The 22,307-nt window shown below is 71.4% G+C and carries 18 protein-coding genes and 1 pseudogene; 6 read left to right on the plus strand and 13 right to left on the minus strand.

Annotated elements, in window-relative coordinates:
• Positions 1-73: 73 nt before the first annotated feature.
• The 3 genes and pseudogenes from RFN52_RS14210 to iolC all read right to left on the minus strand — a co-directional run.
• Positions 74-187, minus strand: a pseudogene (locus RFN52_RS14210) (5-deoxy-glucuronate isomerase); the annotation flags it as partial.
• Positions 188-251: 64 nt separating this feature from the next.
• On the minus strand, positions 252-1,133 hold the full coding sequence (locus RFN52_RS14215) for a Cgl0159 family (beta/alpha)8-fold protein (protein WP_184846535.1): 882 nt from the start codon (positions 1,131-1,133) through the stop codon (positions 252-254).
• The gene (iolC, locus tag RFN52_RS14220) at positions 1,130-2,080 is read right to left on the minus strand and encodes a 5-dehydro-2-deoxygluconokinase (RefSeq protein ID WP_184846536.1); all 951 of its coding nucleotides are present in this window, start codon (positions 2,078-2,080) and stop codon (positions 1,130-1,132) included. Before iolC ends, RFN52_RS14215 begins: the two co-directional genes overlap by 4 nt.
• Positions 2,081-2,533: 453 nt before the next feature.
• Between iolC and RFN52_RS14225 the strand changes: the two genes are divergently transcribed.
• A complete protein-coding gene (locus RFN52_RS14225; RefSeq protein ID WP_184846538.1) occupies positions 2,534-2,734 on the plus strand; it encodes a helix-turn-helix transcriptional regulator in 201 nt (66 codons plus the stop codon).
• A 63-nt stretch (positions 2,735-2,797) separates the two neighbouring features.
• Here the strand turns inward: RFN52_RS14225 and RFN52_RS14230 are convergent, their stop codons facing one another.
• Positions 2,798-3,841 carry a zinc-dependent alcohol dehydrogenase family protein gene (locus RFN52_RS14230; RefSeq protein WP_184846540.1) on the minus strand — a complete coding sequence of 348 codons (1,044 nt, stop codon included), beginning with the start codon at positions 3,839-3,841 and terminating at the stop codon, positions 2,798-2,800.
• 168 nt (positions 3,842-4,009) lie between these two features.
• Positions 4,010-6,223 carry an MMPL family transporter gene (locus RFN52_RS14235; RefSeq protein WP_184846542.1) on the minus strand — a complete coding sequence of 738 codons (2,214 nt, stop codon included), beginning with the start codon at positions 6,221-6,223 and terminating at the stop codon, positions 4,010-4,012.
• Between the two features lie 272 nt (positions 6,224-6,495).
• Here RFN52_RS14235 and RFN52_RS14240 point away from each other — a divergent pair, with 272 nt between their 5' ends.
• From RFN52_RS14240 to RFN52_RS14250, 3 genes are all read left to right on the plus strand, one after another.
• Positions 6,496-7,065, plus strand: a complete 570-nt coding sequence (locus RFN52_RS14240) for a TetR/AcrR family transcriptional regulator (RefSeq protein WP_229856361.1) — start codon at positions 6,496-6,498, stop codon at positions 7,063-7,065.
• Positions 7,066-7,151: 86 nt separating this feature from the next.
• The gene (locus RFN52_RS14245) at positions 7,152-7,391 is read left to right on the plus strand and encodes a heavy-metal-associated domain-containing protein (RefSeq protein ID WP_184846546.1); all 240 of its coding nucleotides are present in this window, start codon (positions 7,152-7,154) and stop codon (positions 7,389-7,391) included.
• A 217-nt stretch (positions 7,392-7,608) separates the two neighbouring features.
• Positions 7,609-9,849 (plus strand): heavy metal translocating P-type ATPase, encoded by a 2,241-nt coding sequence (locus RFN52_RS14250; RefSeq protein ID WP_184846548.1) that lies wholly within the window; start codon positions 7,609-7,611, stop codon positions 9,847-9,849.
• A gap of 774 nt (positions 9,850-10,623) precedes the next feature.
• Here RFN52_RS14250 and RFN52_RS14255 read toward each other — a convergent pair.
• Both RFN52_RS14255 and recD2 read right to left on the minus strand, forming a co-directional pair.
• On the minus strand, positions 10,624-11,913 hold the full coding sequence (locus RFN52_RS14255; protein WP_030838214.1) for a citrate synthase: 1,290 nt from the start codon (positions 11,911-11,913) through the stop codon (positions 10,624-10,626).
• A 179-nt stretch (positions 11,914-12,092) separates the two neighbouring features.
• On the minus strand, positions 12,093-14,372 hold the full coding sequence (recD2, locus tag RFN52_RS14260; protein ID WP_184846550.1) for an SF1B family DNA helicase RecD2: 2,280 nt from the start codon (positions 14,370-14,372) through the stop codon (positions 12,093-12,095).
• A 527-nt stretch (positions 14,373-14,899) separates the two neighbouring features.
• Here recD2 and RFN52_RS14265 point away from each other — a divergent pair.
• Together RFN52_RS14265 and RFN52_RS14270 are read left to right on the plus strand one after the other, a co-directional pair.
• On the plus strand, positions 14,900-15,070 hold the full coding sequence (locus RFN52_RS14265; protein ID WP_157851227.1) for a hypothetical protein: 171 nt from the start codon (positions 14,900-14,902) through the stop codon (positions 15,068-15,070).
• 72 nt (positions 15,071-15,142) lie between these two features.
• Positions 15,143-15,688 (plus strand): GNAT family N-acetyltransferase, encoded by a 546-nt coding sequence (locus RFN52_RS14270; RefSeq protein ID WP_184846552.1) that lies wholly within the window; start codon positions 15,143-15,145, stop codon positions 15,686-15,688.
• Here RFN52_RS14270 and RFN52_RS14275 read toward each other — a convergent pair.
• From RFN52_RS14275 to RFN52_RS14300, 6 genes are all read right to left on the minus strand, one after another.
• Positions 15,627-16,139, minus strand: coding sequence for a hypothetical protein (locus tag RFN52_RS14275; RefSeq protein ID WP_184846554.1), 513 nt, complete (start codon positions 16,137-16,139; stop codon positions 15,627-15,629). The two genes, RFN52_RS14270 and RFN52_RS14275, sit on opposite strands and share 62 nt — an antisense overlap.
• A gap of 271 nt (positions 16,140-16,410) precedes the next feature.
• Complete coding sequence (rbsD, locus tag RFN52_RS14280; protein WP_184846555.1) at positions 16,411-16,800, minus strand: D-ribose pyranase; 390 nt, start codon at positions 16,798-16,800, stop codon at positions 16,411-16,413.
• Positions 16,797-17,699 carry a ribokinase gene (locus tag RFN52_RS14285; protein ID WP_184846557.1) on the minus strand — a complete coding sequence of 301 codons (903 nt, stop codon included), beginning with the start codon at positions 17,697-17,699 and terminating at the stop codon, positions 16,797-16,799. Before RFN52_RS14285 ends, rbsD begins: the two co-directional genes overlap by 4 nt.
• 74 nt (positions 17,700-17,773) lie before the next feature.
• Positions 17,774-19,723, minus strand: a complete 1,950-nt coding sequence (locus RFN52_RS14290) for an ABC transporter permease/substrate-binding protein (RefSeq protein ID WP_184846559.1) — start codon at positions 19,721-19,723, stop codon at positions 17,774-17,776.
• Complete coding sequence (locus tag RFN52_RS14295; RefSeq protein ID WP_184846561.1) at positions 19,713-21,233, minus strand: sugar ABC transporter ATP-binding protein; 1,521 nt, start codon at positions 21,231-21,233, stop codon at positions 19,713-19,715. The genes RFN52_RS14290 and RFN52_RS14295 overlap by 11 nt, the downstream gene beginning before the upstream one ends.
• Complete coding sequence (locus RFN52_RS14300; RefSeq protein ID WP_184846563.1) at positions 21,230-22,249, minus strand: LacI family DNA-binding transcriptional regulator; 1,020 nt, start codon at positions 22,247-22,249, stop codon at positions 21,230-21,232. The genes RFN52_RS14295 and RFN52_RS14300 overlap by 4 nt, the downstream gene beginning before the upstream one ends.
• Positions 22,250-22,307 lie beyond the last annotated feature (58 nt).

Here is a 22,307-nt window from a genome sequence, read left to right on the forward strand (position 1 = left end):
TCTGGGTTCTCACGGATACGCGACGGCCGCGACGGGTGTTCACCTGGGGAGGCCGCGTACGCCTCGGGTGGGAGACCTCCGGCGCGGGGCCGTAGCGGGCGGGGAGTTGTCGCTCGCACTTCGCTCCTGCCAAAGCAAAGCGGCCTCCCGCGCCGGAGGCGATCTGGGCCCGGGACACGCCCGGGAGGGGGAACTCGTGGTCTTCCGTGCTGTCGCCCGTGGTGCAGGTGCGGGTGGTCATGAGGCGGCCCTCACAGCAGTCCGACGGCGGTGTCCACGGCGGCGGCCACGTCGCCGTCCGCCGGGTACAGCAGCGAACGGCCCACGACCAGCCCGCACACGGTGGGCAGTTGCAGGGCGCCGCGCCACTTCTCGTACGCCCCGTCCTGATCGTCGCCCACCTCGCCGCCGAGCAGCACGGCGGGCAGCGTCGAGGTGGCCATGACCTCGGCCATGTCGTCGGGGTTGTCCGTGACCGGGACCTTCAGCCAGGTGTAGGCGGAGCTGCCGCCGAGACCCGAGGCGATGGCGATCGACTTGGTGACGGCCTCGGCGGAGAGGTCGTTGCGCAGCCGGCCCCGCTCGTCGCGGTGACTGATGAACGGCTCGACGAAGACGGGGAGTTTCCGGGCGGCCATGGCGTCGACGGCCCGGGCGGTGGACTCCAGGGTCGTGAGCGAGCCGGGGTCGTCGTAGTCGATGCGCAGGAGCAGCTTGCCCGCGTCGAAGCCGAGGCGCTCGATGTCCTCGGGGCGGTGGCCGGTGAAGCGGTCGTCGAGCTCGAAGCGTGCGCCCTGGAGGCCGCCGCGGTTCATCGAGCCCAGGACGACCTTGCCGTCGAGGGCGCCGAGCAGGAGCAGGTCGTCGAGGATGTCGGCGGTGGCGAGGACGCCGTCGACGCCCGGGCGGGACAGGGCCAGGCAGAGGCGTTCGAGGAGGTCGGCGCGGTTGGCCATGGCCAGGCTGCGACCGCCGACGCCGAGGGCGCCGCGGGCCGGGTGGTCGGCGGCGACGATCATCAGGCGGCCGCTCGTGTTCAGCAGCGGCCTCCGGGGGCGGCGGGCCGCGGCTTCGGCGATCGCCTCCGGGCGGTGGCTGCGCAGGCGGACGAGTTCGGAGACGTCGACGGTCACTGGACGGCCCCCGCGGTGACGGCCGCCTCGATCTCGGCCGGGGTGGGCATCGCGGAGGAGCACTCCAGGCGGGAGGCGACGATGGCACCGGCGGCGTTGGCGTGCCGCATGGTCTTCTCCAGGTCCCAGCCGGCCAGCAGGCCGTGGACGAGTGAGCCGCCGAAGGCGTCGCCGGCGCCGAGGCCGTTGAGGACGGTCACGGGCAGCGGCGGGACCTCGGCGCTCTCGCCGGCGCTGTTCACCGCGAGGACGCCCTTGGGGCCCTGCTTGACGACGGCCAGCTCGACACCGGCGTCCAGGAGGGCGCGGGCGGCGGCGTGGGGTTCGCGCACGCCGGTGGCGACCTCCACCTCGTCGAGGTTGCCGACGGCGACGGTGGTGTGGCGCAGGGCCTCGGTGTAGAAGGGGCGGGCCGCGTCGGGGTCGGTCCAGAACATGGGACGCCAGTCGAGGTCGAAGACCGTCGTGCCGGACTTGGCGCGGTGGGCGAGGGCCGCGAGGGTCGCCGTACGGCTCGGTTCCTCGCTCAGGCCCGTGCCCGTGACCCAGAAGACCCGGGCGTCGCGGACAGCGTCGAGGTCGAGCTCGTGGGCGTCGATCTCCAGGTCGGGGGCCTTGGGCTGCCGGTAGAAGTACAGCGGGAAGTCGTCCGGCGGGAAGACCTCGCAGAAGGTGACCGGGGTGGGCAGGCCCGGGACCGGGGTGACCCAGCGGTCGTCCACGCCGAAGCCCTGGAGGGCCTCGTGGAGGTAGGTGCCGAAGGGATCGTCGCCGGTGCGGGTGATCACTGCCGTCCGCCGCCCCAGGCGGGCCGCGGCGACCGCGACGTTGCTCGCGGAGCCTCCGAGGAACTTGCCGAAGGACGTGACCTGCGGCAGCGGGACGCCCGTCTGGAGCGGATACAGATCCACTCCGATCCGCCCCATGGTGATCAGGTCGTACGCCATCGGTGTCCCCTCGGTGCTCGGCTCTCCCCGGTTTTGTAGCCCCCTCTCGACGCCCTGTCAATGTTTTGTCCAGACATTCGGACCAGATCATGACAGCGCTTTCCGTATGTCCTGGTCCGGATGTCCTGGTCCGGATGTCCCGATCCGGGTTTCGCGGTTCTGCGGAGTTCAGGCCTCGGCTCGGCCCCGGCGCCCGCGCGTCGAACCTCGCGTCAAGGCGCCTCGCCGATCGTCCGGTGCGCGGCTTTGCCCCGGCTGTGTCACAAACGCACCCGTCCTGTCACGTGCGTGCCGTGTACGCGGGTCTTCCGTCACACCCGGCCCACAGGCCCTGCCCCTTGTCACCGGGAGTCGTTGACCGGACACAGGCTTGTTGATCGCCAGCGCAGCGCCCGGCTCCCCCGGACGGCCGTCCACGGCCGCCGCAGTGGTGCGCGCGGGGAGGTGCACGTCATGACCGACCGAAGGCTCTGGTCCTACAAGGAGATCGCGGCGCACATCCGGGTGCAGCCCGACACCGTGCGGTCCTACCGCAAACACGGGCTGCTGCCCCCGCCCGACCACGTCGAGAGCGGCAAGCCCTACTGGTACGCCGACACCGTCCGGGCGTGGGTCGCCTCCAGGCCCGGCAACCGCGGCCGAAGAGCCGAGTGATTCCCTCTCCTGCCCCGGCCTCGTGCCCCGCCCTCGCATGGGGCACGGTCGTCGGCCGGGGTGTCAGCTCCAGGGCTCGATGACCGTCGCCCCCGCTCCCGGCGCCGTCCCCATCGCCGCCAGCGCAGCCGGGACGTCGTCCAGCCCGATCGTCGACGTCACCAGCAGGTCGGGGCGCAGGACGCCGCCGCGGACCAGCTCCAGCATCGGCGGGTAGCTGTGCGCGGCCATGCCGTGGCTGCCGAGCAGTTCGAGCTCCAGGGCGATCACGCGGGCCATCGGCACGGGGGTCGTGCCGGCCGGTGAGGGCAGCAGGCCCACCTGGACGTGCCGGCCGCGGCGGCGCAGGCCGTTCACAGAGGCGGCGCACGTGCCGGGTGAGCCCAGGGCGTCGAGAGAGAGGTGGGCACCGCCGCCGGTCAGTTCACGGACCGCGTCCGCGGTGTCCGGCACGGCTGTCGCGTCCAGGCACTTGGCCGCGCCGAACGTCCGCGCCAGCTCCAGGGCCCGTTCCGACACGTCGACCGCCACGACACGGGCTCCCGATGCGGCCGCGATCATCACTGCCGAGAGCCCGACCCCGCCGCATCCGTGCACCGCCACCCACTCCCCCGCCGCCACCCGGCCCTGCCGCACCACCGCCCGGTACGCCGTCGCGAAACGGCAGCCGAGCGAGGCCGCCGTCGCGAAGGTCAGCTCTCCGGGCAGCGCCACGAGATTCACGTCGGCGTGGTCGAGCGCCACGTACTGGGCGAAGGAACCCCAGTGGGTGAAGCCGGGCTGGGTCTGGCGCTCGCATACCTGATGGTCGCCGGCCGCGCAGGACGGGCAGGTGCCGCAGGCGCAGATGAACGGCACCGTGACCCGGTCGCCGGGCCGCCATCCGGTCACCCGGGCGCCCACCGCCTCGACGACCCCGGCGAGTTCGTGCCCGGGCACGTGCGGCAGGGCGATGTCGGGGTCGTGGCCCTGCCAGCCGTGCCAGTCGCTGCGGCACAGTCCGGTGGCCTCGACCCGCACGACCACTCCGTGCTCCGCGGGCTCCGGATCCGCGACCTCCCGCACCTCGGCCGCTTCCCCGTACCGCTCGAACACCACGGCCCGCATGGACCCACCCGCCTTTCGTCGCTGTCGTGCCCGGGGCGCCGGGCCCCCCGGGTGGCGTCGAGTGACCGCGCGTCCCCGGGCGTCCGGCGCCTCGGGGAACGCTAGCGCCGCGGTGCGGGACGCCGCCGCCCCGAGCCCCTGCCGACCCGAGCCCCGTCGGCGGCCCTGTCAGCCGGCCGAGGCCCCGGCCTTGTCCCGGGCGGGTTCCGTCTCGGCCACCGTCCGCTCCGGTTCGCCCTCGCTCATTCCGAAGCGCTCGTGGAAGCGGCGCAGGGGGCCCGGGGCCCACCAGGTGGCGCGGCCGGTGAGGCGCATGACCGCCGGGACCAGGAGGCTGCGGACGATCATCGCGTCCATCAGGACCGCCAGGGCGATGCCCAGGCCGAGCATCTTGGTGTTGGTCACCCGGGAGGTGCCGATGGCGACCATGACCACGGCCAGGATGACCGCCGCCGCCGTGATCAGCCCGCCGGTGCGAGCCAGGCCGTGCCGGACGGCCTGGTCGTGGTCGCCGGTGCGGTCGTACTCCTCCTTGATGCGGGAGAGCAGGAACACGCCGTAGTCCATGGAGAGGCCGAAGGCCACACAGAACATCAGGACCGGGAGCGTCGTCTCGATGGAGCCGGGGCTGGTGAAGGCCAGCAGGCCGGACAGGTGGCCGTCCTGGAAGACCCAGACGACCGCGCCGAACATGGCCGTCAGGCTGAGCGCGTTGAGGACGACCGCCTGGATCGGTATGAGCACGCTGCCGGTGAGGAGGAAGACCAGGAGCAGGGTGACGATCGTGATGAAGACCGCCGCGAGCGGCAGGCGCTCCCCTATGGCGTGCTTGGAGTCGACCAGGACGGCCGCCGTGCCGGTCACCTTGGTGTCGAAGGGGGCGCGTGTCTCGCGCAGGTCGCCGACGAGACGCTGGGCCGGGTCGTCGACCGCCTCGCCCTTCGGCAGCACCGTGAAGTACGCGGAGTCGCCCTTCACCAGTGGTCCGTCGACCCGGGCCACGCCGGGCAGTGCGGCGAGGCGCTCCTTGTAGGCGTCGTACTGCGCCTCGGTCGCACGGCCCTCGGCGAGCACTTCGAGGCCGCCGCCGGGGCTGCCCGGGAAGCCCTCCCGGATGTGCTGCTGCACGACATGGGACTCCGATGTCGAGGGCAGCTGGCGGTCGTCGGCGGTGCCGAACTTCACGCCCAGGAAGGGCAGGCCGAGCAGGACGAGGACGGCTGTGGTGCCGAGGGCGAAGAAGGGGGCGCGGCGCATGACGAGTGTCGCCGTGCGGGCCCAGGCCCTGCCCTCCTGCCGGGTGGGGTCCGGCCGGTGCCCGCGCCGGAACAGGCGGCGCAGGTCCAGCGCGTTGACCCGGTGGCCCAGCAGGATCAGCGCCGCCGGGAGCAGGATCAGCGCGGCCGCGGCGGCCAGCAGCACCACGGCGATCCCGGCGTAGGCGAAGGAGCGCAGGAAGTACTGCGGGAAGACCAGCATCGCGGCCAGGGAGACCGCGACCGTGAGGGCGGAGAAGAGCACGGTGCGGCCGGCTGTGCGCAGGGTCGTGCCGATCGCGGTCAGGGGCTCGGCGCCCGCGGACAGTTCCTCGCGGAACCGGCGGACGATGAAGAGCGCGTAGTCGATGGCGAGGCCCAGGCCCAGGGCCGTCGTGAGGTTGATCGCGAACACGGACACATCCGTGAGCTCGGTGAGGCCGCGCAGTACGGCGTTCGTCCCGAGGATGGCGACGATGCCGATGCCGAGCGGCAGCAGAGCCGCTACGGCACTGCCGAAGACCATCACGAGCAGCACCAGCGTCACGGGCAGGGCGATGAGCTCGGCCCGGGTCAGGTCCTCCTGGATGATCGTCTGCATCTCGTGCCGCACGGCGACCGGGCCGCCGATGCCGGCCTCCACCGGGCCGTGCGTGCCGCGGTAGTGGGGCGCGAGGCGCTCCAGCGTCTCGCCGGCGGTCTTCTCGTCGCCTGTGATGCGGGCGGCTATCAGCGCCTCGTGCCCGTCTTCAGAGCGCAGGGCCGGGGCGCCGGACTGCCAGTAGGAGCCGACTCCGGTGACGCCCCGCTCGCCCGCGAGGCGCTCGGCGAGCCGCTTGGCCTCGGCGGCGACGGCCGGGTCGTCGACGGAGGCGTCGCCCGCGTCGATCAGGAGCAGCAGGTTGGGCTGGGAGCCCGGGAACTCGCGCTCAAGGACCTTGGTCGCGTAGGTGGACTCGGCGGCCGGATCCTCCCAGCCGCCGGCGCCGAGCCGGTCGGCGACGCCGCTGCCGGCCAGCACCGCGAGCGCGGTGATCACCAGCGCCACCAGCAGCGACAGCCTGGGCCGGGCGGTGACGAAACGGGTCCAGCCGCCGACGCGCGGTGGTGTGTTGACTTCGGTCATCGTGCGGTGTCCCCTTCACCGTGACCCGTGTCCAGGCGCAGCCTGACAGCACGGGGCTGCCATAGACTGGCAAACACGAGAGATCGCTCGCATTTCTGCCGACCACCAGAATGCGAGCGGCCACTCGCGTTTGTCAATCGCGTTCTGAGACCTGGGGATAACGCGTGCCCGAGAAGACCGAGAAGCCCGCAGCGGAGGCCGCAACGCAGGCCGCAACGACAACGACCGCCGAAGAGCGGCCGCGCCGGCGGCAGGCCCGCGGTGAGCGCCGGATCGTCCAGCTGCTCGAAGCCGCCGCCCGGGTCTTCGCCACGACCGGCTACACGGCCGCCAGCACCAACGCGATCGCCCGCGAGGCCGGCGTCTCCCCCGGGACGCTGTACCAGTTCTTCCCGAACAAGGAAGCGATCGCGATCGAGCTGGGCAGCCGGCTCATGCACGAGATGCGGCAGTCGTACGACGAGGTCCTCACCCCGATCACCCCCGACACGACCCCGCTGGAGGAGGTGATCGCCGGGACCGTCGACCGCTTCATCGAGTTCAACTGCCGCCACCCGGCCTTCTTCGCACTGATGCACGGCCCCGACATCCCGGGCCGCATCGCCGAGGAGCACGACGCGCTGCACACGACGCTGGTCGCCCGGGTCGAGACGATCCTGGCCCCGTTCACACCCGACGCGCCCCCGGCGGCCGTCACCCGCACCGCCCAGATGTGCGTCGGCATCTACAAGGCCGGCCTGGAGCTGATCCTGGCCCATGAGGGCGATGAGCGGGAGGCGTACGTGCAGGAGCTGAAGGGTGCCCTCGTGCGCTACCTGGAGCCCCTCATGGGGACGTCGTGAAGTGATACCCCCTAGGGGTACAGTTGGGATATGCGGGTCCCTCAAAGGACCCCACAGCCCCACATGCCTCGACGAGGAGTAACGACATGACCGCCCAGACCGACACCACGGGCCCCGTCACCACCGTCTTCAAGGTGAGCGGCATGAGCTGCGGACACTGCGAGGGCGCGGTCTCCGGCGAGATCTCCCAGCTCTCCGGCGTGAGTTCGGTTACGGCCGTCGCCAAGACCGGCGAGGTCACCGTCGTCTCCGCGGCCCCGCTCGACGACGAGGCCGTACGCACCGCCGTCGACGAGGCCGGCTTCGAACTGGCCGGCCGGGCCTGAGCCACCCGGTTCCGGCACCCGGCCGGGCCCGACCCCGCCCGGGTCCGGCAGCCGGCAGGTCCGAGACACGCCGGCCCCGGCACACGTACCCGCGCACGGGGCACTCGTACCCGTGCACGGGGGCACTCGTACCCGCGTACGGGCCGTACGCCGCCGCCCCCGGCCCGTACGGCCCGTTCCGCTTCGCGGGCGCCCGCACCTCCTGGAGTCAGAGGACATGACCAGCACCACCGCCCAGGCGCCGGCCGACCGTGAGCCGGCCCTCGCCGAGGTCGAGCTGCTCATCGGCGGGATGACCTGCGCCTCCTGCGCGGCCCGCGTCGAGAAGAAGCTCAACCGCATGGACGGCGTCACGGCCACGGTGAACTACGCGACGGAGAAGGCCCGGGTCGCCTACCCCGCGGGCATCGAGGTCGCCGACCTGATCGCCACCGTCGTGAAGACCGGGTACACCGCCGAGGAGCCCGCGCCCCCGCGGCAGGAGGCCTCCGACGCCGAAGGGGACGACCCCGAGCTGTCGGCGCTCCGCCGGCGCCTCGCCGTCTCCGCCGCCCTCGCCCTGCCCGTGATCCTCCTGGCCATGGTCCCGGCGCTCCAGTTCGACAACTGGCAGTGGCTCTCGCTCACCCTCGCCGCACCGGTCGTCGTCTGGGGCGGGCTGCCCTTCCACCGGGCGGCCTGGACGAACGCCCGGCACGGCGCCGCCACCATGGACACCCTGGTCTCCCTCGGCACGCTGGCCGCCTTCGGCTGGTCCCTGTGGGCGCTGTTCCTCGGCGACGCGGGCATGCCGGGCATGCGGCACCCCTTCGAGCTCACGGTCTCGCGCGGGGACGGCGCCTCCTCGATCTACCTGGAGGTCGCTTCCGGCGTCACCGCCTTCATCCTGCTGGGCCGGTGGCTGGAGGCCCGTTCCAAGCGCCGCGCGGGGGCCGCGCTCAGGGCGCTGATGGACCTGGGTGCCAAGGACGTGGCCGTGCTGCGGGACGGGCGCGAGGTGCGGATCCCCGCGCAGCGCCTCGCCGTCGGCGACCGGTTCGTCGTACGGCCCGGCGAGAAGATCGCCACCGACGGCACGGTCGTCGAGGGCGCCTCCGCCGTGGACACCTCGATGCTGACCGGCGAGTCGGTACCGGTGGACGTGACGGCCGGGGACGCGGTCACGGGCGCGACGGTCAACGCGGGCGGACGGCTGGTCGTCGAGGCCACGCGGGTCGGCGCCGACACCCGGCTCGCGCGGATGGCGAAGCTGGTGGAGGACGCGCAGAACGGCAAGGCCGAGGTCCAGCGGCTCGCCGACCGGATCTCCGGGGTCTTCGTGCCGGTGGTGCTGCTGATCGCCGTCGCCACGGCCGGGGCCTGGCTCGGGCTGACGGGCGACGGCGTCGCCGCGTTCACCGCTGCCGTCGCCGTCCTGATCATCGCCTGCCCATGCGCGCTGGGGCTGGCCACACCGACCGCGCTGATGGTCGGCACGGGCCGCGGCGCCCAGCTCGGCATCCTCATCAAGGGCCCGGAGGTCCTGGAGTCCACGCGCCGGGTCGACACGGTCGTCCTCGACAAGACCGGCACCGTCACCACGGGCCGGATGACCCTCCAGGAGATCCACCTCGCCGAGGGAGCCGACGAGAAGGAGGTGCTGCGGCTCGCGGGCGCCGTCGAGCACGCCTCCGAGCACCCCGTCGGCCGTGCGATCGCGCTGGGCGCCGAGGAGAGCGCCGGGCGGCTCCCGGAGGCGGAAACGTTCGAGAACGTGCCCGGGCGGGGCGTACGCGGGCGCGTGGAGGGCCGTGACGTCGCCGTGGGGCGGCTCTTCGACGAGCTGCCGCCGGAGCTGGCCCGCGCGCGGGACGAGGCCGAACGGGCCGGGCGTACGGCCGTCGTGGCCGGCTGGGACGGGACGGCGCGGGCCGTGCTGGCCGTCGCGGACTCGGTCAAGGAGACGAGCGCCGAGGCCGTGCGCGAGCTGCGCGCCCTGGGACTCACGCCGGTGCTGCTGACCGGGGACAACCGTGCGGTGGCCGAGACGGTGGCCGCGGCCGTGGGCATCGAGCAGGTCGTGGCCGAGGTGCTGCCCGAGGACAAGGTCGACGCGGTTCGGCGCCTCCAGGCCGAGGGGCGGGTCGTCGCCATGGTGGGCGACGGCGTCAACGACGCGGCCGCGCTCGCCACCGCCGATCTGGGCCTGTCCCTGGGCACCGGCACGGACGCGGCGATCGAGGCGGGCGATCTGACGCTGGTCCGCGGCGATCTGCGGGTCGCCGCGGACGCGATCCGGCTGTCGCGCCGGACCCTGGCCACGATCAAGGGCAATCTCGTATGGGCCTTCGGCTACAACGTGGCCGCGCTGCCACTGGCCGCCGCGGGCCTGCTGAACCCGATGATCGCGGGGGCCGCGATGGCCTTCTCGTCGGTCTTCGTCGTCACGAACAGTCTGCGACTGCGGACATTTCGGTGAAGTCGCCCGAATTCAGCCTAAGTTCACGGCGAACGCGATTTGAGCCCCTCTGGAGTCCCGGGCCCGGCTCACATAAGCTCTTCACAAGGCTCGCGCATCATCCTTACGCTTGGGCCTCGAACGGCATACCCGGGCTCTTGCGCATCTAACGGACATACGCAAGAGACGCAGATCACAGTGATGCGAACGTAACCATCGAAGGGGTTCGAAGGTCTAAGTTGACGATGTCAGGGAGCGTCTTGGGGGGCGCCACCTGACATCTGGAGATGTCTTGGGGGACTTCTCCAGGTGGGGGTACCTCCCTGCTCGAACGGAGTTCAGAGCTTGGGGGAGCGTTGCCGGGGCACGTACACCGGGAAGCTTTGAGCGGCCCTCCCGGGCGTGCGCTGTCCCGGCAGATCGCACACCGCCGCAGTACCGCACCACCGCAGTACCGCAGTACGACGAGTTCTGCTCGTTCTGCTCAACAGCGATTCAGGCGCTGTCCTCACAGACGCCCGGCCGGATCCCGTGGGGGGAATCCGTACCGGGACTGGGAAGGCGCCCTGGACGTCGGCCCGTGGGGGGACCGACGCCGGGGCGCCTTCTTCATTGCGTAAGAAATCCCGTGAGAGATCACGCGAAGCCGGGACCCCGCGCGCGGAAGCCCGCCACACTGCACGCGGAAGCCCTTACCGCCCACGAAGCCCGCACCACCCCCGTAGCCCCACCGCCCACGCGAAAGCCCCCGCACCCGGCAAGCGGATACGGGGGCCGAAGCGGTGCTGCGGCGGCTCAGCGCTCCTCGACGGGAACGAAGTCGCGCTCGACCACGCCCGTGTAGATCTGGCGCGGGCGGCCGATGCGGGAGCCGGGCTCCTTGATCATCTCGTGCCACTGGGCGATCCACCCCGGCAGCCGGCCGAGGGCGAACAGGACCGTGAACATCTCGGTCGGGAAGCCCATGGCCCGGTAGATCAGGCCGGTGTAGAAGTCGACGTTCGGGTAGAGGCTGCGCTCGACGAAGTAGTCGTCGGAGAGCGCGTGCTCCTCCAGCTTCAGCGCGATGTCCAGCAGCTCGTCGGACTTGCCGAGCGCGGACAGCACGTCGTGCGCGGCGGCCTTGATGATCTTGGCGCGCGGGTCGAAGTTCTTGTAGACCCGGTGGCCGAAGCCCATCAGGCGGACGCCGTCCTCCTTGTTCTTCACCTTGCGGATGAAGGAGTCGACGTCGCCGCCGGAGTCGCGGATGCCCTCCAGCATCTCCAGCACCGACTGGTTGGCGCCGCCGTGCAGCGGGCCCCACAGGGCGTTGATGCCGGCGGAGATCGAGGCGAACATGTTCGCCTGCGAGGAGCCCACCAGGCGGACCGTGGAGGTCGAACAGTTCTGCTCGTGGTCCGCGTGCAGGATCAGCAGCTTGTCGAGGGCGGAGACCACGGTCGGGTCCAGCTCGTACTCCTGCGCGGGGACCGAGAAGGTCATGCGGAGGAAGTTCTCGACGTAGCCGAGGTCGTTGCGCGGGTAGACGAACGGGTGACCGATCGACTTCTTGTACGCGTACGCGGCGATCGTCGGGAGCTTGGCGAGCAGCCGGATCGTGGAGAGGTTGCGCTGACGCTCGTCGAACGGGTTGTGGCTGTCCTGGTAGAACGTGGACAGGGCCGAGACGACCGAGGACAGCATGGCCATCGGGTGGGCGTCGCGCGGGAAGCCCTTGTAGAAGTTCTTGACATCCTCGTGCAGCAGGGTGTGCTGCGTGATGTCGTTCTTGAACACCGAGAGCTCGTCGACGGTCGGCAGCTCGCCGTTGATCAGCAGGTAGGCGACCTCCAGGAAGGTGGAGCGCTCGGCCAGCTGCTCGATCGGGTAGCCGCGGTACCGCAGGATGCCCGCTTCGCCGTCCAGGTACGTGACGGCGGATTTATAGGCGGCCGTGTTGCCGTAACCGCTGTCCAGCGTCACCAGACCGGTCTGGGCGCGGAGCTTTCCGATGTCGAAGCCCTTGTCACCGACGGTGCTGTCGATCACCGGGTAGGTGTACTCGCCGTCGCCGTACCGCAGTACTACAGAGTTGTCGCTCACGTCTTCCCTCACCGACGTTGTGCCTCATCTTCGAGGTTGCCCTGACTGTCTCTACCATCCCCCACTTGGCTCAGGAGAGTGCACTCGGGGTCGACCATCGGGCCTATTGACGGCACTGAGTGCCGCCAACTTGCTCATCCTGCCCCCTGGGTCCCCCTTCCGGAAGTGTCTTGTGACCTTCACGACTCATTTGATCGATCATTTTTTGCGGAACCGAGCCGGAAGTCGAGTGCCGTGCACCGCCGGCCCGCCGAAATCGTGCGCACCGCCTGGCCGATCGCCTTGCGCGAACCGACGAGGACGACCAGCTGCTTCGCCCGGGTGACCGCGGTGTAGAGCAGGTTCCGCTGGAGCATCATCCAGGCGCCCGTGGTGACCGGGATGACGACCGCCGGGTACTCGCTGCCCTGGGAGCGGTGGATCGTCACGGCGTACGCGTGGGCCAACTCGTCGAGCTCGTCGAACTCGTACGGCACCTCCTCGTCCTCGTCCGTGAGCACCGTCAGGCGCTGGTCGACCGGGTCGAGCGAGGTGACCACGCCGACGGTGCCGTTGAAGACACCGTTCTTGCCCTTCTCGTAATTGTTGCGAATCTGGGTGACCTTGTCGCCGACACGGAACACCCGTCCGCCGAATCTCTTCTCGGGCAGGTCGGGCCGGCCCGGGGTGACGGCCTGTTGCAGCAGGCCGTTGAGGGTGCCCGCGCCGGCCGGGCCGCGGTGCATGGGAGCGAGGACCTGGACGTCACGGCGGGGGTCCAGCCCGAACTTGGCCGGAATGCGGCGGGCGGCCACGTCGACGGTGAGCCGGCCGGCTGCTTCGGTGTCGTCCTCGACGAAGAGGAAGAAGTCCTTCATGCCGTCCGTGACCGGGTGTTGGCCGGCGTTGATCCGGTGCGCGTTCGTCACCACGCCGGACTGCTGGGCCTGCCGGAAGACCCGGGTGAGGCGGACCGCGGGGACCGGGCCGCCGTCGGCCAGGAGGTCGCGGAGCACCTCCCCCGCGCCGACGCTGGGCAGCTGGTCCACGTCCCCCACGAAGAGCAGGTGCGCCCCCGGCGGGACGGCCTTCACCAGCTTGTTGGCGAGCAGCAGGTCCAGCATGGACGCCTCGTCGACCACCACCAGGTCGGCGTCCAGCGGGCGGTCCCGGTCGTAGGCCGCGTCGCCGCCGGGTTTGAGCTCCAGCAGACGGTGGACGGTGGAGGCCTCGGCGCCGGTGAGCTCGGACAGGCGCTTGGCGGCCCGGCCCGTGGGGGCGGCGAGCACGACCTTCGCCTTCCTGGCACGGGCCAGCTCCACGATCGAGCGGACCGTGAAGGACTTGCCGCAGCCGGGGCCGCCGGTGAGGACGGCCACCTTCTCGGTCAGCGCCAGCTTGACGGCGGCCTCCTGCTCGGGTGCGAGATCGGTGCCGGTGCGCCCCTTGAGCCAGCCCAGCGCCTTGTCCCACGCCACGGTCCGGAAGCCCGGCATGCGGTCCTCGTCGGTGCGCAGGAGGCGCAGCAGCTGGGCGGAGAGGGAGAGTTCGGCGCGGTGGAAGGGGACGAGGTAGATCGCGGTGACGGGCTCTCCGCCGTCGGGGCCGGGGACCTTCTCCCGTACGACGCCGGGGTCCTCGCCGTCCTCCGAGGGCTCGGCCAGCTCCGCCAGGCACTCGATGACGAGGCCCGTGTCGACCTGGAGGAGCTTCACCGCGTCCTTGATCAGCTGCTCCTCGGGGAGGAAGCAGTGGCCCTGGTCGGTGGACTGGGACAGCGCGTACTGCAGGCCCGCCTTCACGCGCTCCGGGCTGTCGTGCGGGATGCCGACGGACTGGGCGATCTTGTCGGCGGTGAGGAAGCCGATGCCCCAGACGTCGGACGCGAGCCGGTACGGCTGGTTCTTCACGACCGAGATGGAGGCGTCGCCGTACTTCTTGTAGATGCGCACGGCGATGGAGGTGGAGACCTCGACCGTCTGGAGGAAGAGCATGACCTCCTTGATGGCCTTCTGCTCCTCCCAGGCGTCGGCGATCTTCTTCGTGCGCTTGGGGCCGAGGCCGGGGACCTCGATGAGGCGCTTGGGCTCCTCCTCGATGATCTGGAGGGTGTCCATGCCGAAATGCTGCGTGATGCGGTCGGCGAAGACCGGGCCGATGCCCTTGACCAGGCCGGAGCCGAGGTAGCGACGGATGCCCTGGACGGTGGCCGGCAGCACCGTCGTGTAGTTCTCGACGTGGAACTGCTTTCCGTACTGCGGGTGGGAGCCCCAGCGGCCCTCCATGCGCAGGGATTCGCCCACCTGCGCGCCGAGCAGCGCGCCGACGACCGTCAGCAGGTCGCCGGCGCCTCTGCCGGTGTCGACCCGGGCGACCGTGTAGCCGTTCTCCTCGTTGGCGTACGTGATGCGTTCGAGTACGCCTTCCAGCGTGGCCATGCGCCGCTCGCCCGCCTGGGCGGCCCCCGCCTGATCGGTCATGATCCGACGGTACCGCCCGGGTACGACAGGGCGGCGGGGCGGAACGGCGGGCGGTAGTCGCATAAAGCGACCGATCAGTATGCGGCCGAGGCTTCACCTTTCACGGCCAATTCACACAAGAACCCGAAGCTTTACAGTTCAAGCATCTGGGCCGCCCCTTTTGTGATCCTTTCCCGTGGAAGAATTCAGGGGTTCGTCAACAGGGGGGCGGATTCGATTCCGGAGCGACCGTGATGCCGATGCGTTCCCCTGGCCCGAGCGTCCCTCTGCGCGCGTACACCGCGGGCACGCTTCTCGTAGCCCTGTGCGCCGTCAGCACGTTGACGCTGCTCGTGATCGCCCCCGCGATCTCCGGGGGTCACACGGTCGTGGCTCCGGGGCCTTCCGCACCGAACGGGAACACCCCCGGCTTTCCCCCGCCGCACCGGGAACCCGCGCCGGAATTCCGCCCGCTCCCCAGCCCCGGGCCGGGCTGATTCCGCCGGGCCCTTTTCCTTCTCCCCCGCCCCGAATGACGACGAGGAACGATGTCACCCCAGGCCCAGAGCGTCGCCCTGTGGATCATGTCCCTGGCCATCAACATCACGGCGGCGTGCGCGGGGATCGTATGGGGCTGGGAGGCCTTCGCACAGTTCCTGCTGCCGGCGTTCGGGTCGGTCGTGGGGGCGTCGATGGTGAGCTACAGCCTCCGGCGGTGAGGGCGTCGGCGGATGCCCGGGCGGCGCGAAACCCGATTGCCGCTCCGCCTCCCGCCTGACTAGCGTCCGCCCATGCCTCCGACCCTGCACACCGCGCGCCTGCTCCTGGACCCTTACACACCGGACGACGAAGAGGGTTTCGTCGCCCTGTTCCAGGACGTCAGGGTGTCCCCGTGGATGGGTGACGGGCCCTCTTCCGAGGCGGACGACCGGGCCCTGTTCGGGCGGATCTTCAGCAAGGTCTACGCGCGGGACCTCTTCGGCGTGTGGGCGGTCCGGCGCGACGGGCGGTTGATCGGGCACGCCGAGATCAAGCGGACCGACGAGGTGGACGGGCACGAGATCGTCTACGCGCTGTCCCCCGCGGTCTGGGGAAGCGGTCTCGGGACGGAACTCGCCGAGGCACTCGTGGCGTACGGCTTCGGGACGCTCGGGCTCAGCGAGGTGCACGCCACCGTCGCCGCGGAGAACGAGGCCTCGCTGCGCCTGCTCGGACGGGTCGGGTTCGCGCACGTGCGCGATATCGAGGAGGACGACGGTGGTCTCACCCGCGTGCTCACAGCCTCCCGAACACCACGGAGCGCCACGTCCAGCCCGCTGCGAGGACGGCGTTCCTGAGGGGGTCGCGCAACTCCGCGCTGTCGAAGCGGTAGGTCTCCGTCGCTTCGAGGCGGCCACTCTCCCCGCGGCCGATCGTGTAGTGGCGGGAGACGGTTCGGTCGGGCCCGCGCGTGTACTGCCCGGAGATCTTCAGCCGCGGCGGATCGCCGACCCGGGTGACCTCCCGTCCTTCCTCGACGACCCGCACCTCGTGGGCCCCCGGGACCAGACGCATCCGGAACCGGACGGCCCGGGTCAGCTGCGACCGGACGAAGAGCTGCTGCCAGGCGGGCTCGGTCGTCCTCCACTCCGCGACCAGGTCGGCGCCCTCGGCCGCACCGATGCGGATGACGTACGGCACATCGGGAGTGCCCAGGCCGAGCAGGGCCGTCCGTACCTCCTCGGCCGGTCGCGGAGCGACACCGTCGGCGGGGTGGGCGGTCCCGGTCAGCTTGTCGAAGAGGCGCATGGTGTCAACCTAGGGCGGCCCGGCACGGCCTCCGCAGGGGCCCTCAAGAATCCGGCAAGAATTTCTTACTTCTCCGTGCAACCCTTCCGGCCCCACGGCTGTCGTACTAGGCGTCAGGACTTCTGGAGGGGGATCCGGGGGGATCGCGGGGGTTCCTGACGGGAGGGGAAAAGCCGAGGGGGCCCGGTCGACGGACCGGGCCCCCTCGAAACCGTTCGCACGCGTGCCGCAGGCGTCAGAACGCGTCGGACGGCTTCGGAATCAGACGGCTTCAGAAGAAGACGCCGCACCTGAGCAGGACGTTCGCGTACGGTCGTGCCTCGCCCGTGCGGACGATCAGGCGGGCCCCCGCCGAGAGCTCCTTGAGCCGCTCGTGCGACACCAGGCGCAGCCCGGGGAAGTGCCCCTCCAGCAGAGCCGACGCCTCCGGGTTGGCATCCCGCAGCTCCTGCGCCGCCGTCGCCCCCTCGACCACCAGCTCGGCCAGCAGCCCGTCCAGCACCTCGGCGAACGCCGGCACCCCGGCCCGGAACGCCAGGTCCACCACCCGGGGGCCGTCGGGGATGGGCATGCCCGCGTCGCACACCAGCACCCCGTCGCCGTGGCCGAGTTCGGCCAGCGCACCGGCGAGGTGACGGTTCAGTATTCCGCTCCTCTTCACGGTGCGGCGACCTCCGCCGCCGTCGGGAAGGACGCCTGCGCGCCCTCCTTCGTCACGGTCGCGGCCCCCACCCGCACCGCGTACGCCGCCGCCTGGGCCAGGGCCTCACCCGCCCCCAGCCGCCAGGCCAGCGCGGCGGTGAAGGAGTCGCCCGCGCCCGTCGTGTCCACCGCGTGCACCTTCACGGCCGGGACGCGCGAGACGCCCTCCGCCGACGCCACCAGCGCGCCTTCCGCACCCAGCGTCACCACCACCGACTTCGGGCCCTTGGCGAGGAGGATCCGCGCCCAGTCCTCGGGGGTGTCCCCGACGGCGGAGTCGCCGAGGATCACCTTCGCCTCGTGCTCGTTCACGATCAGCGGGTCGCAGGCCGCCAGCACCTCCCGCGGGAGAGGGCGCGGCGGCGAGGGGTTCAGCACGAAACGGCTCTCCGGTGCCAGGCTCCGTACGGCCTCCACCACCGTCTCCAGCGGGATCTCCAGCTGCGCCGACACCACCCGGGAGCCCTGGAAGAGGCACGCGGCGGCGCTGACGTCCTCCGGGGTGAGGCGGCCGTTCGCGCCGGGTGAGACGACGATGCTGTTGTCCCCGGACGGGTCGACCGTGATCAGCGCGACGCCGGTCGGTGCGCCGCCCACCAGGACGCCCACCGTGTCGACGCCGGCCTCCCGCTGCGAGTCCAGCAGCAGCCGGCCGTGCGCGTCGTCGCCGACCCGGGCCAGGAGCGCCGTACGGGCGCCGAGCCGGGCGGCTGCCACCGCCTGGTTCGCGCCCTTGCCGCCCGGGTGGACGGCCAGGTCGGAGCCGAGCACGGTCTCGCCGGCACCGGGCCGGCGCTCCACTCCGATCACCAGGTCGGCGTTGGCCGACCCCACGACCAGGAGGTCGTAGTCGTACATGAGTTGCTCCCCACGTGAGTGACATGGCCGGGCGGTCCACCGGCTGTGGGTGACCGCCCGGCCGTTCCCCGATGTCAGCCGCTGAAGCCGGCCACGTTCTCCTTGGTGACCACCTTCACCGGCACCTTCACCGTCTCCTCGACCTTCTCGCCCTTCAGGGCGCGCAGGGCGTTGTCCACGGCGATCTTCCCGAGCTGGGACGGCTGCTGCGCCACCGACGCGTACAGCGTGCCGCCCTCGACCGCCTTCAGTCCGTCCGGCGTGCCGTCGAAGCCGACGACCGAGACCGACTTGCCGGCCTTGGAGCCCAGGGCCTTGATCGCGCCGAGCGCCATCTCGTCGTTGGCGGCGATGACGCCCTGGACGTCCGGGTGGGCCTGGAGCAGGTTCGACATGACGTCGAGGCCCTTGGTGCGGTCGAAGTCCGCGGGCTGCTGGGCCACGACCTGGATGCCCGGGAAGGCCTTGAGACCGTTGGCGAAGCCCTGCGCGCGCTCCCGGGCCGCGGACGTGCCGGCCTGGCCCTGGAGGATCACGATCTTGCCCTTGCCGCCCAGCTTGTCGGCGACGGTCTTGGCGGCGAGTTCACCGCCGGCGACGTTGTCGGAGGCGACGAGGGCGTCCACCGACGCCTTGTTGACGCCCCGGTCGACCGCGATGACCGGGATCTTCGCCTTGTCGGCGGCCTTGACGGAGTTGCTCGCGGCGTCGGAGTCCACCGGGTTGACGATGATCGCGCCGAGGCCGGAACTGGTGAAGTTCTGCAGCTGGTTGGCCTGCTGGGAGGCGTCGTTCTGGGCGTCGGTGACGGTCAGGTCCACGCCCCGCTTCTCCGCCTCGGCCTGGGCGCCCGCCCGGATCTGCACGAAGAAGGGGTTGTTGAGGGTGGACAGCGACAGGCCCAGCTTCGGGCTGCTCGCGGCGGAGGTGCCGTTGTGCAGGAAGGACGTGGCGCCGACGATCGCGACGGTGACCACGGCCGCGAGCCCGTACGTCGCCGCCTGCTTGCCCTTGCCCCCTTGGGAGGCACCGGCCACCGGGGTCGCCCCCGCCTTGCGCCGCAGCGTGTCGAACAGCACCGCGAGCGCGATGACGACACCGATGACGACCTGCTGCCAGAACGCGGAGACGTTCAGCAGGTTGAGCCCGTTGCGCAGCACGGCCAGGATCAGCGCGCCGATGAGCGTGCCGGACGCCTTGCCGGTGCCGCCCGCGAGGGAGGCGCCGCCGATGACGACCGCGGCGATCGCGTCCAGCTCGTAGCCGTCGGCGGCCTGGGGCTGCGCGGAGGAGAGCCGGGCGGCCAGCACGACACCGGCGACGGCGGCGAAGACGCCCGAGAAGGCGTAGATGGCGAGCTTCTGCTTCTTCACGCGCAGGCCGGACAGCCGCGCGGCCTCCTCGTTGCCGCCGATCGCGTACATGGAGCGGCCGATGTAGGTCCGGCCGAGCACGAAGGCCGCGATCAGGCCCATGACGATCATGACCAGGACCGGCACGGGCAGCCAGCCGCCGAGCGTGTCGCCGAGGTGGGAGACCGAGTCGGGGAAGGCGATCGGGGAGCCCTCGGAGATCACCAGGGACAGACCGCGGGCCACGGACAGCATGGCGAGCGTGGCGATGAACGGCGGGAGCTTGCCGTAGGAGATGAGGATGCCGTTGACGAGGCCGCAGACGATGCCCGTCGCTATGGCGAGGAGGACGGCGAGGAAGACCGGGACGCCCGCGGAGGTCGCGCTCCAGGCGAGGACCGTGGCGGACAGCGCGGCGACCGAGCCGACCGACAGGTCGATGCCCGCGGAGACGATCACGAACGTGACACCGAAGGCGAGGATGGCGGTGACGGCCGCCTGCACGCCGACGTTGAGGAGGTTGTCCGTCGTCAGGAAGTCGCCGGACAGGGCCGACATCGCGATGACGAGGACGATGAGCGCGGTGAGTGCGCCGTTGTCGAGGAGGAGGCGGCGCAGGCCTCCCGAGGCGCCACCCGCGCCCGTCGTGCTCTTGAGCGTGTCAGTGGCCACGGGAGGCCTCCTTGTCGGTGCTGGGGTTGCTTACTGCGAGCGCCATGACGGCGTCCTGGGTCGCCTCGTCGGCGGAGAGTTCACCGGCGATCCGGCCCTGCGCCATCACCAGGACCCGGTCGCTCATGCCGAGCACCTCGGGCAGGTCGCTGGAGATCATCAGGACGGCCGCGCCGGCGGCGGTGAGTTCGTTGACGAGCTGGTAGATCTCGACCTTGGCGCCGACGTCGATGCCGCGCGTCGGCTCGTCGAGGATCAGCACCTTGGTGTCGGCGAGCAGCCACTTGCCGATGACGACCTTCTGCTGGTTGCCGCCGGAGAGGGTGCGCACGTGCTGGCCGAGGCCCGCCATCCGCACGCCGAGCTGCCGGGCGATCCGCTCGGCGGACTCGCGCTGGCCCTTGAGGTCGACGAGGCCCGCCCGCGTGGCCGAGCGCAGCGTCACCAGGCCGAGGTTCTCCTCGACGGAGGCGTCCAGCACCAGGCCCTGGCCCTTGCGGTCCTCGGGGACGAGCCCGATCCCGGCGGTCATCGCCGCGTTGACGTCGTACTTGGCGACCGGGGCGCCGGACACCTTCACCGTGCCCTTGTCGTAGGAGTCGGCCCCGAAGACCGCGCGGACGACCTCGGTGCGGCCGGCGCCGACCAGTCCGGCGATGCCGACGACCTCACCGGCGTGCACCTCGAAGCCGACGTCGTGGAAGACGCCGTCCCGGGTGAGCCCCTCGACGGTGAGCAGGGGGGCGCCGCGGTCGGCCCGCTCGCGCGGGTACTGCTGCTCGATGGAGCGGCCGACCATGAGCCGGACGAGCTCGTCCTCGGGGGTGGAGGCGGGGACCTGGCCGACGCTCTTCCCGTCGCGGATGACGGTCACCCGGTCGCCGAGGGCGGCGATCTCCTCCAGGTGGTGGGTGATGAAGACGATCCCGACGCCGTCCTCGCGCAGCGTGCGCACGATCGCGAAGAGCTTGTCGACCTCCTCGGAGGTGAGCACGGCGGTCGGCTCGTCCATGATCAGCACGCGGGCGTCGAGGCTGAGGGCCTTGGCGATCTCGACCATCTGGAGGCGCGCGATGCCGAGTTCACGGACCCGGGCGCGGGGCGACACGTTCACGCCGACCCGCTGGAGCAGGACCTCGGCGTCGGCCTCCATCTTCTTCCGGTCGATCATCCCGAACCGGCGCGGCTGGCGCCCCAGGAAGATGTTCTCGGCGACCGTCAGATCCGGTACCAGGTTGAACTCCTGGTAGATCGTGGCGATCCCGAGCCGCTCGGAGTCCTGCGCACCCTGGATGCGCGTCTCCTCGCCGCCGGCCAGGATCCGCCCGGCGTCGGGGGTGTAGGCGCCGGAGAGCATCTTGATGAGGGTGCTCTTGCCGGCACCGTTCTCACCGAGCAGTACGTGCACCTCGCCGCGGCGCAGGTCGAAGTCGACGCCGTCCAGCGCGACCACGCCCGGGAAGGTCTTCCGTATGCCCTCGATGCGCAGCAACTCGTCCGCGTTGCTCACGTCGTGCTCCTTTGCACTGGGGTGGGGTGCTCGCCGCACGAGCGGCGTACGACGAGCCGGGCGGGGAGGGTCACGGACTGGCCGGGCCGCCCCTCGATGCGGTCGACCAGGGCCCGTACGGCGGCCCGGCCCAGCTCGCCCGTGGGCTGGGCGATCGCGGTGACCGGCGGATCGGTGTGCACGAACCACCGGATGTCGTCGAACGCGGCCAGCGCGAGGTCGTCCGGGACGCGCAGACCACGCGCGCGTACGGCGTCCAGGGCGCCGAGCGCCATCAGGTTGTCCGCGGCGAAGACGACCTCGGGCGGTTCGGCCAGGTCGAGGAAGCCCTCGGTGACCAGCCGGCCGCTCTCGGCCTGGAAGTCGCCCTGCCCTATGTAGGCGTCGGGGAGTTCGAGTCCGTACGCGGCGAGCGCCTCGCGGAAGGCCTCCACACGCTCGCGGCCGGTCGTGGTCGCCGCCGGGCCCGCGATGATGGCGAGCCGGCGGTGCCCGAGCCCGTACAGGTGCGCCACGAGATCCCGCACGGCGGCCTGTCCGTCCGCCCGTACGACCGGCACGTCCACGCCCGGGATCCACCGGTCCACGAACACCATGGGCGTCCCGGCCCGCGCGGCCTCCAGCATCAGCGGCGAGCCGCCGTCCGTCGGGGAGACGAGCAGCCCGTCGATCCGCCGGTCCAGCAGGGTGCGTACGTGGTGGTCCTGGAGGTCCGGCCGCTCGTCGGCGTTGCCGATGATGACGCTGTAGCCGAGCGCGCGGGCCTCCTCCTCGACAGAGCGGGCCAGTTCGGTGAAGTACGGGTTCATCACGTCGCTGATGACCAGGCCGAGGGTGTGGGTCTGGTCGGTGCGCAGGGAGCGGGCGACGGCGTTCGGGCGGTAGCCCAGGGTCTCGACGGCGGCCAGCACGCGGGTGCGTGCGTCGGCGCTGACCGACGGGTGGTCGTTCAGGACGCGCGAGACCGTGGCGACGGAGACGCCGGCCTCGGCAGCGACGTCCTTGATGCTGGCCACCGCCGCTCCACCTCCTCGTGGATCAGTCGGGGAGCACGGGGGTGAGTGCTCGTGGAAT

Origin of the sequence: Streptomyces collinus (assembly GCF_031348265.1) — a bacterium.
GTDB classification, from domain to species: domain Bacteria; phylum Actinomycetota; class Actinomycetes; order Streptomycetales; family Streptomycetaceae; genus Streptomyces; species Streptomyces collinus.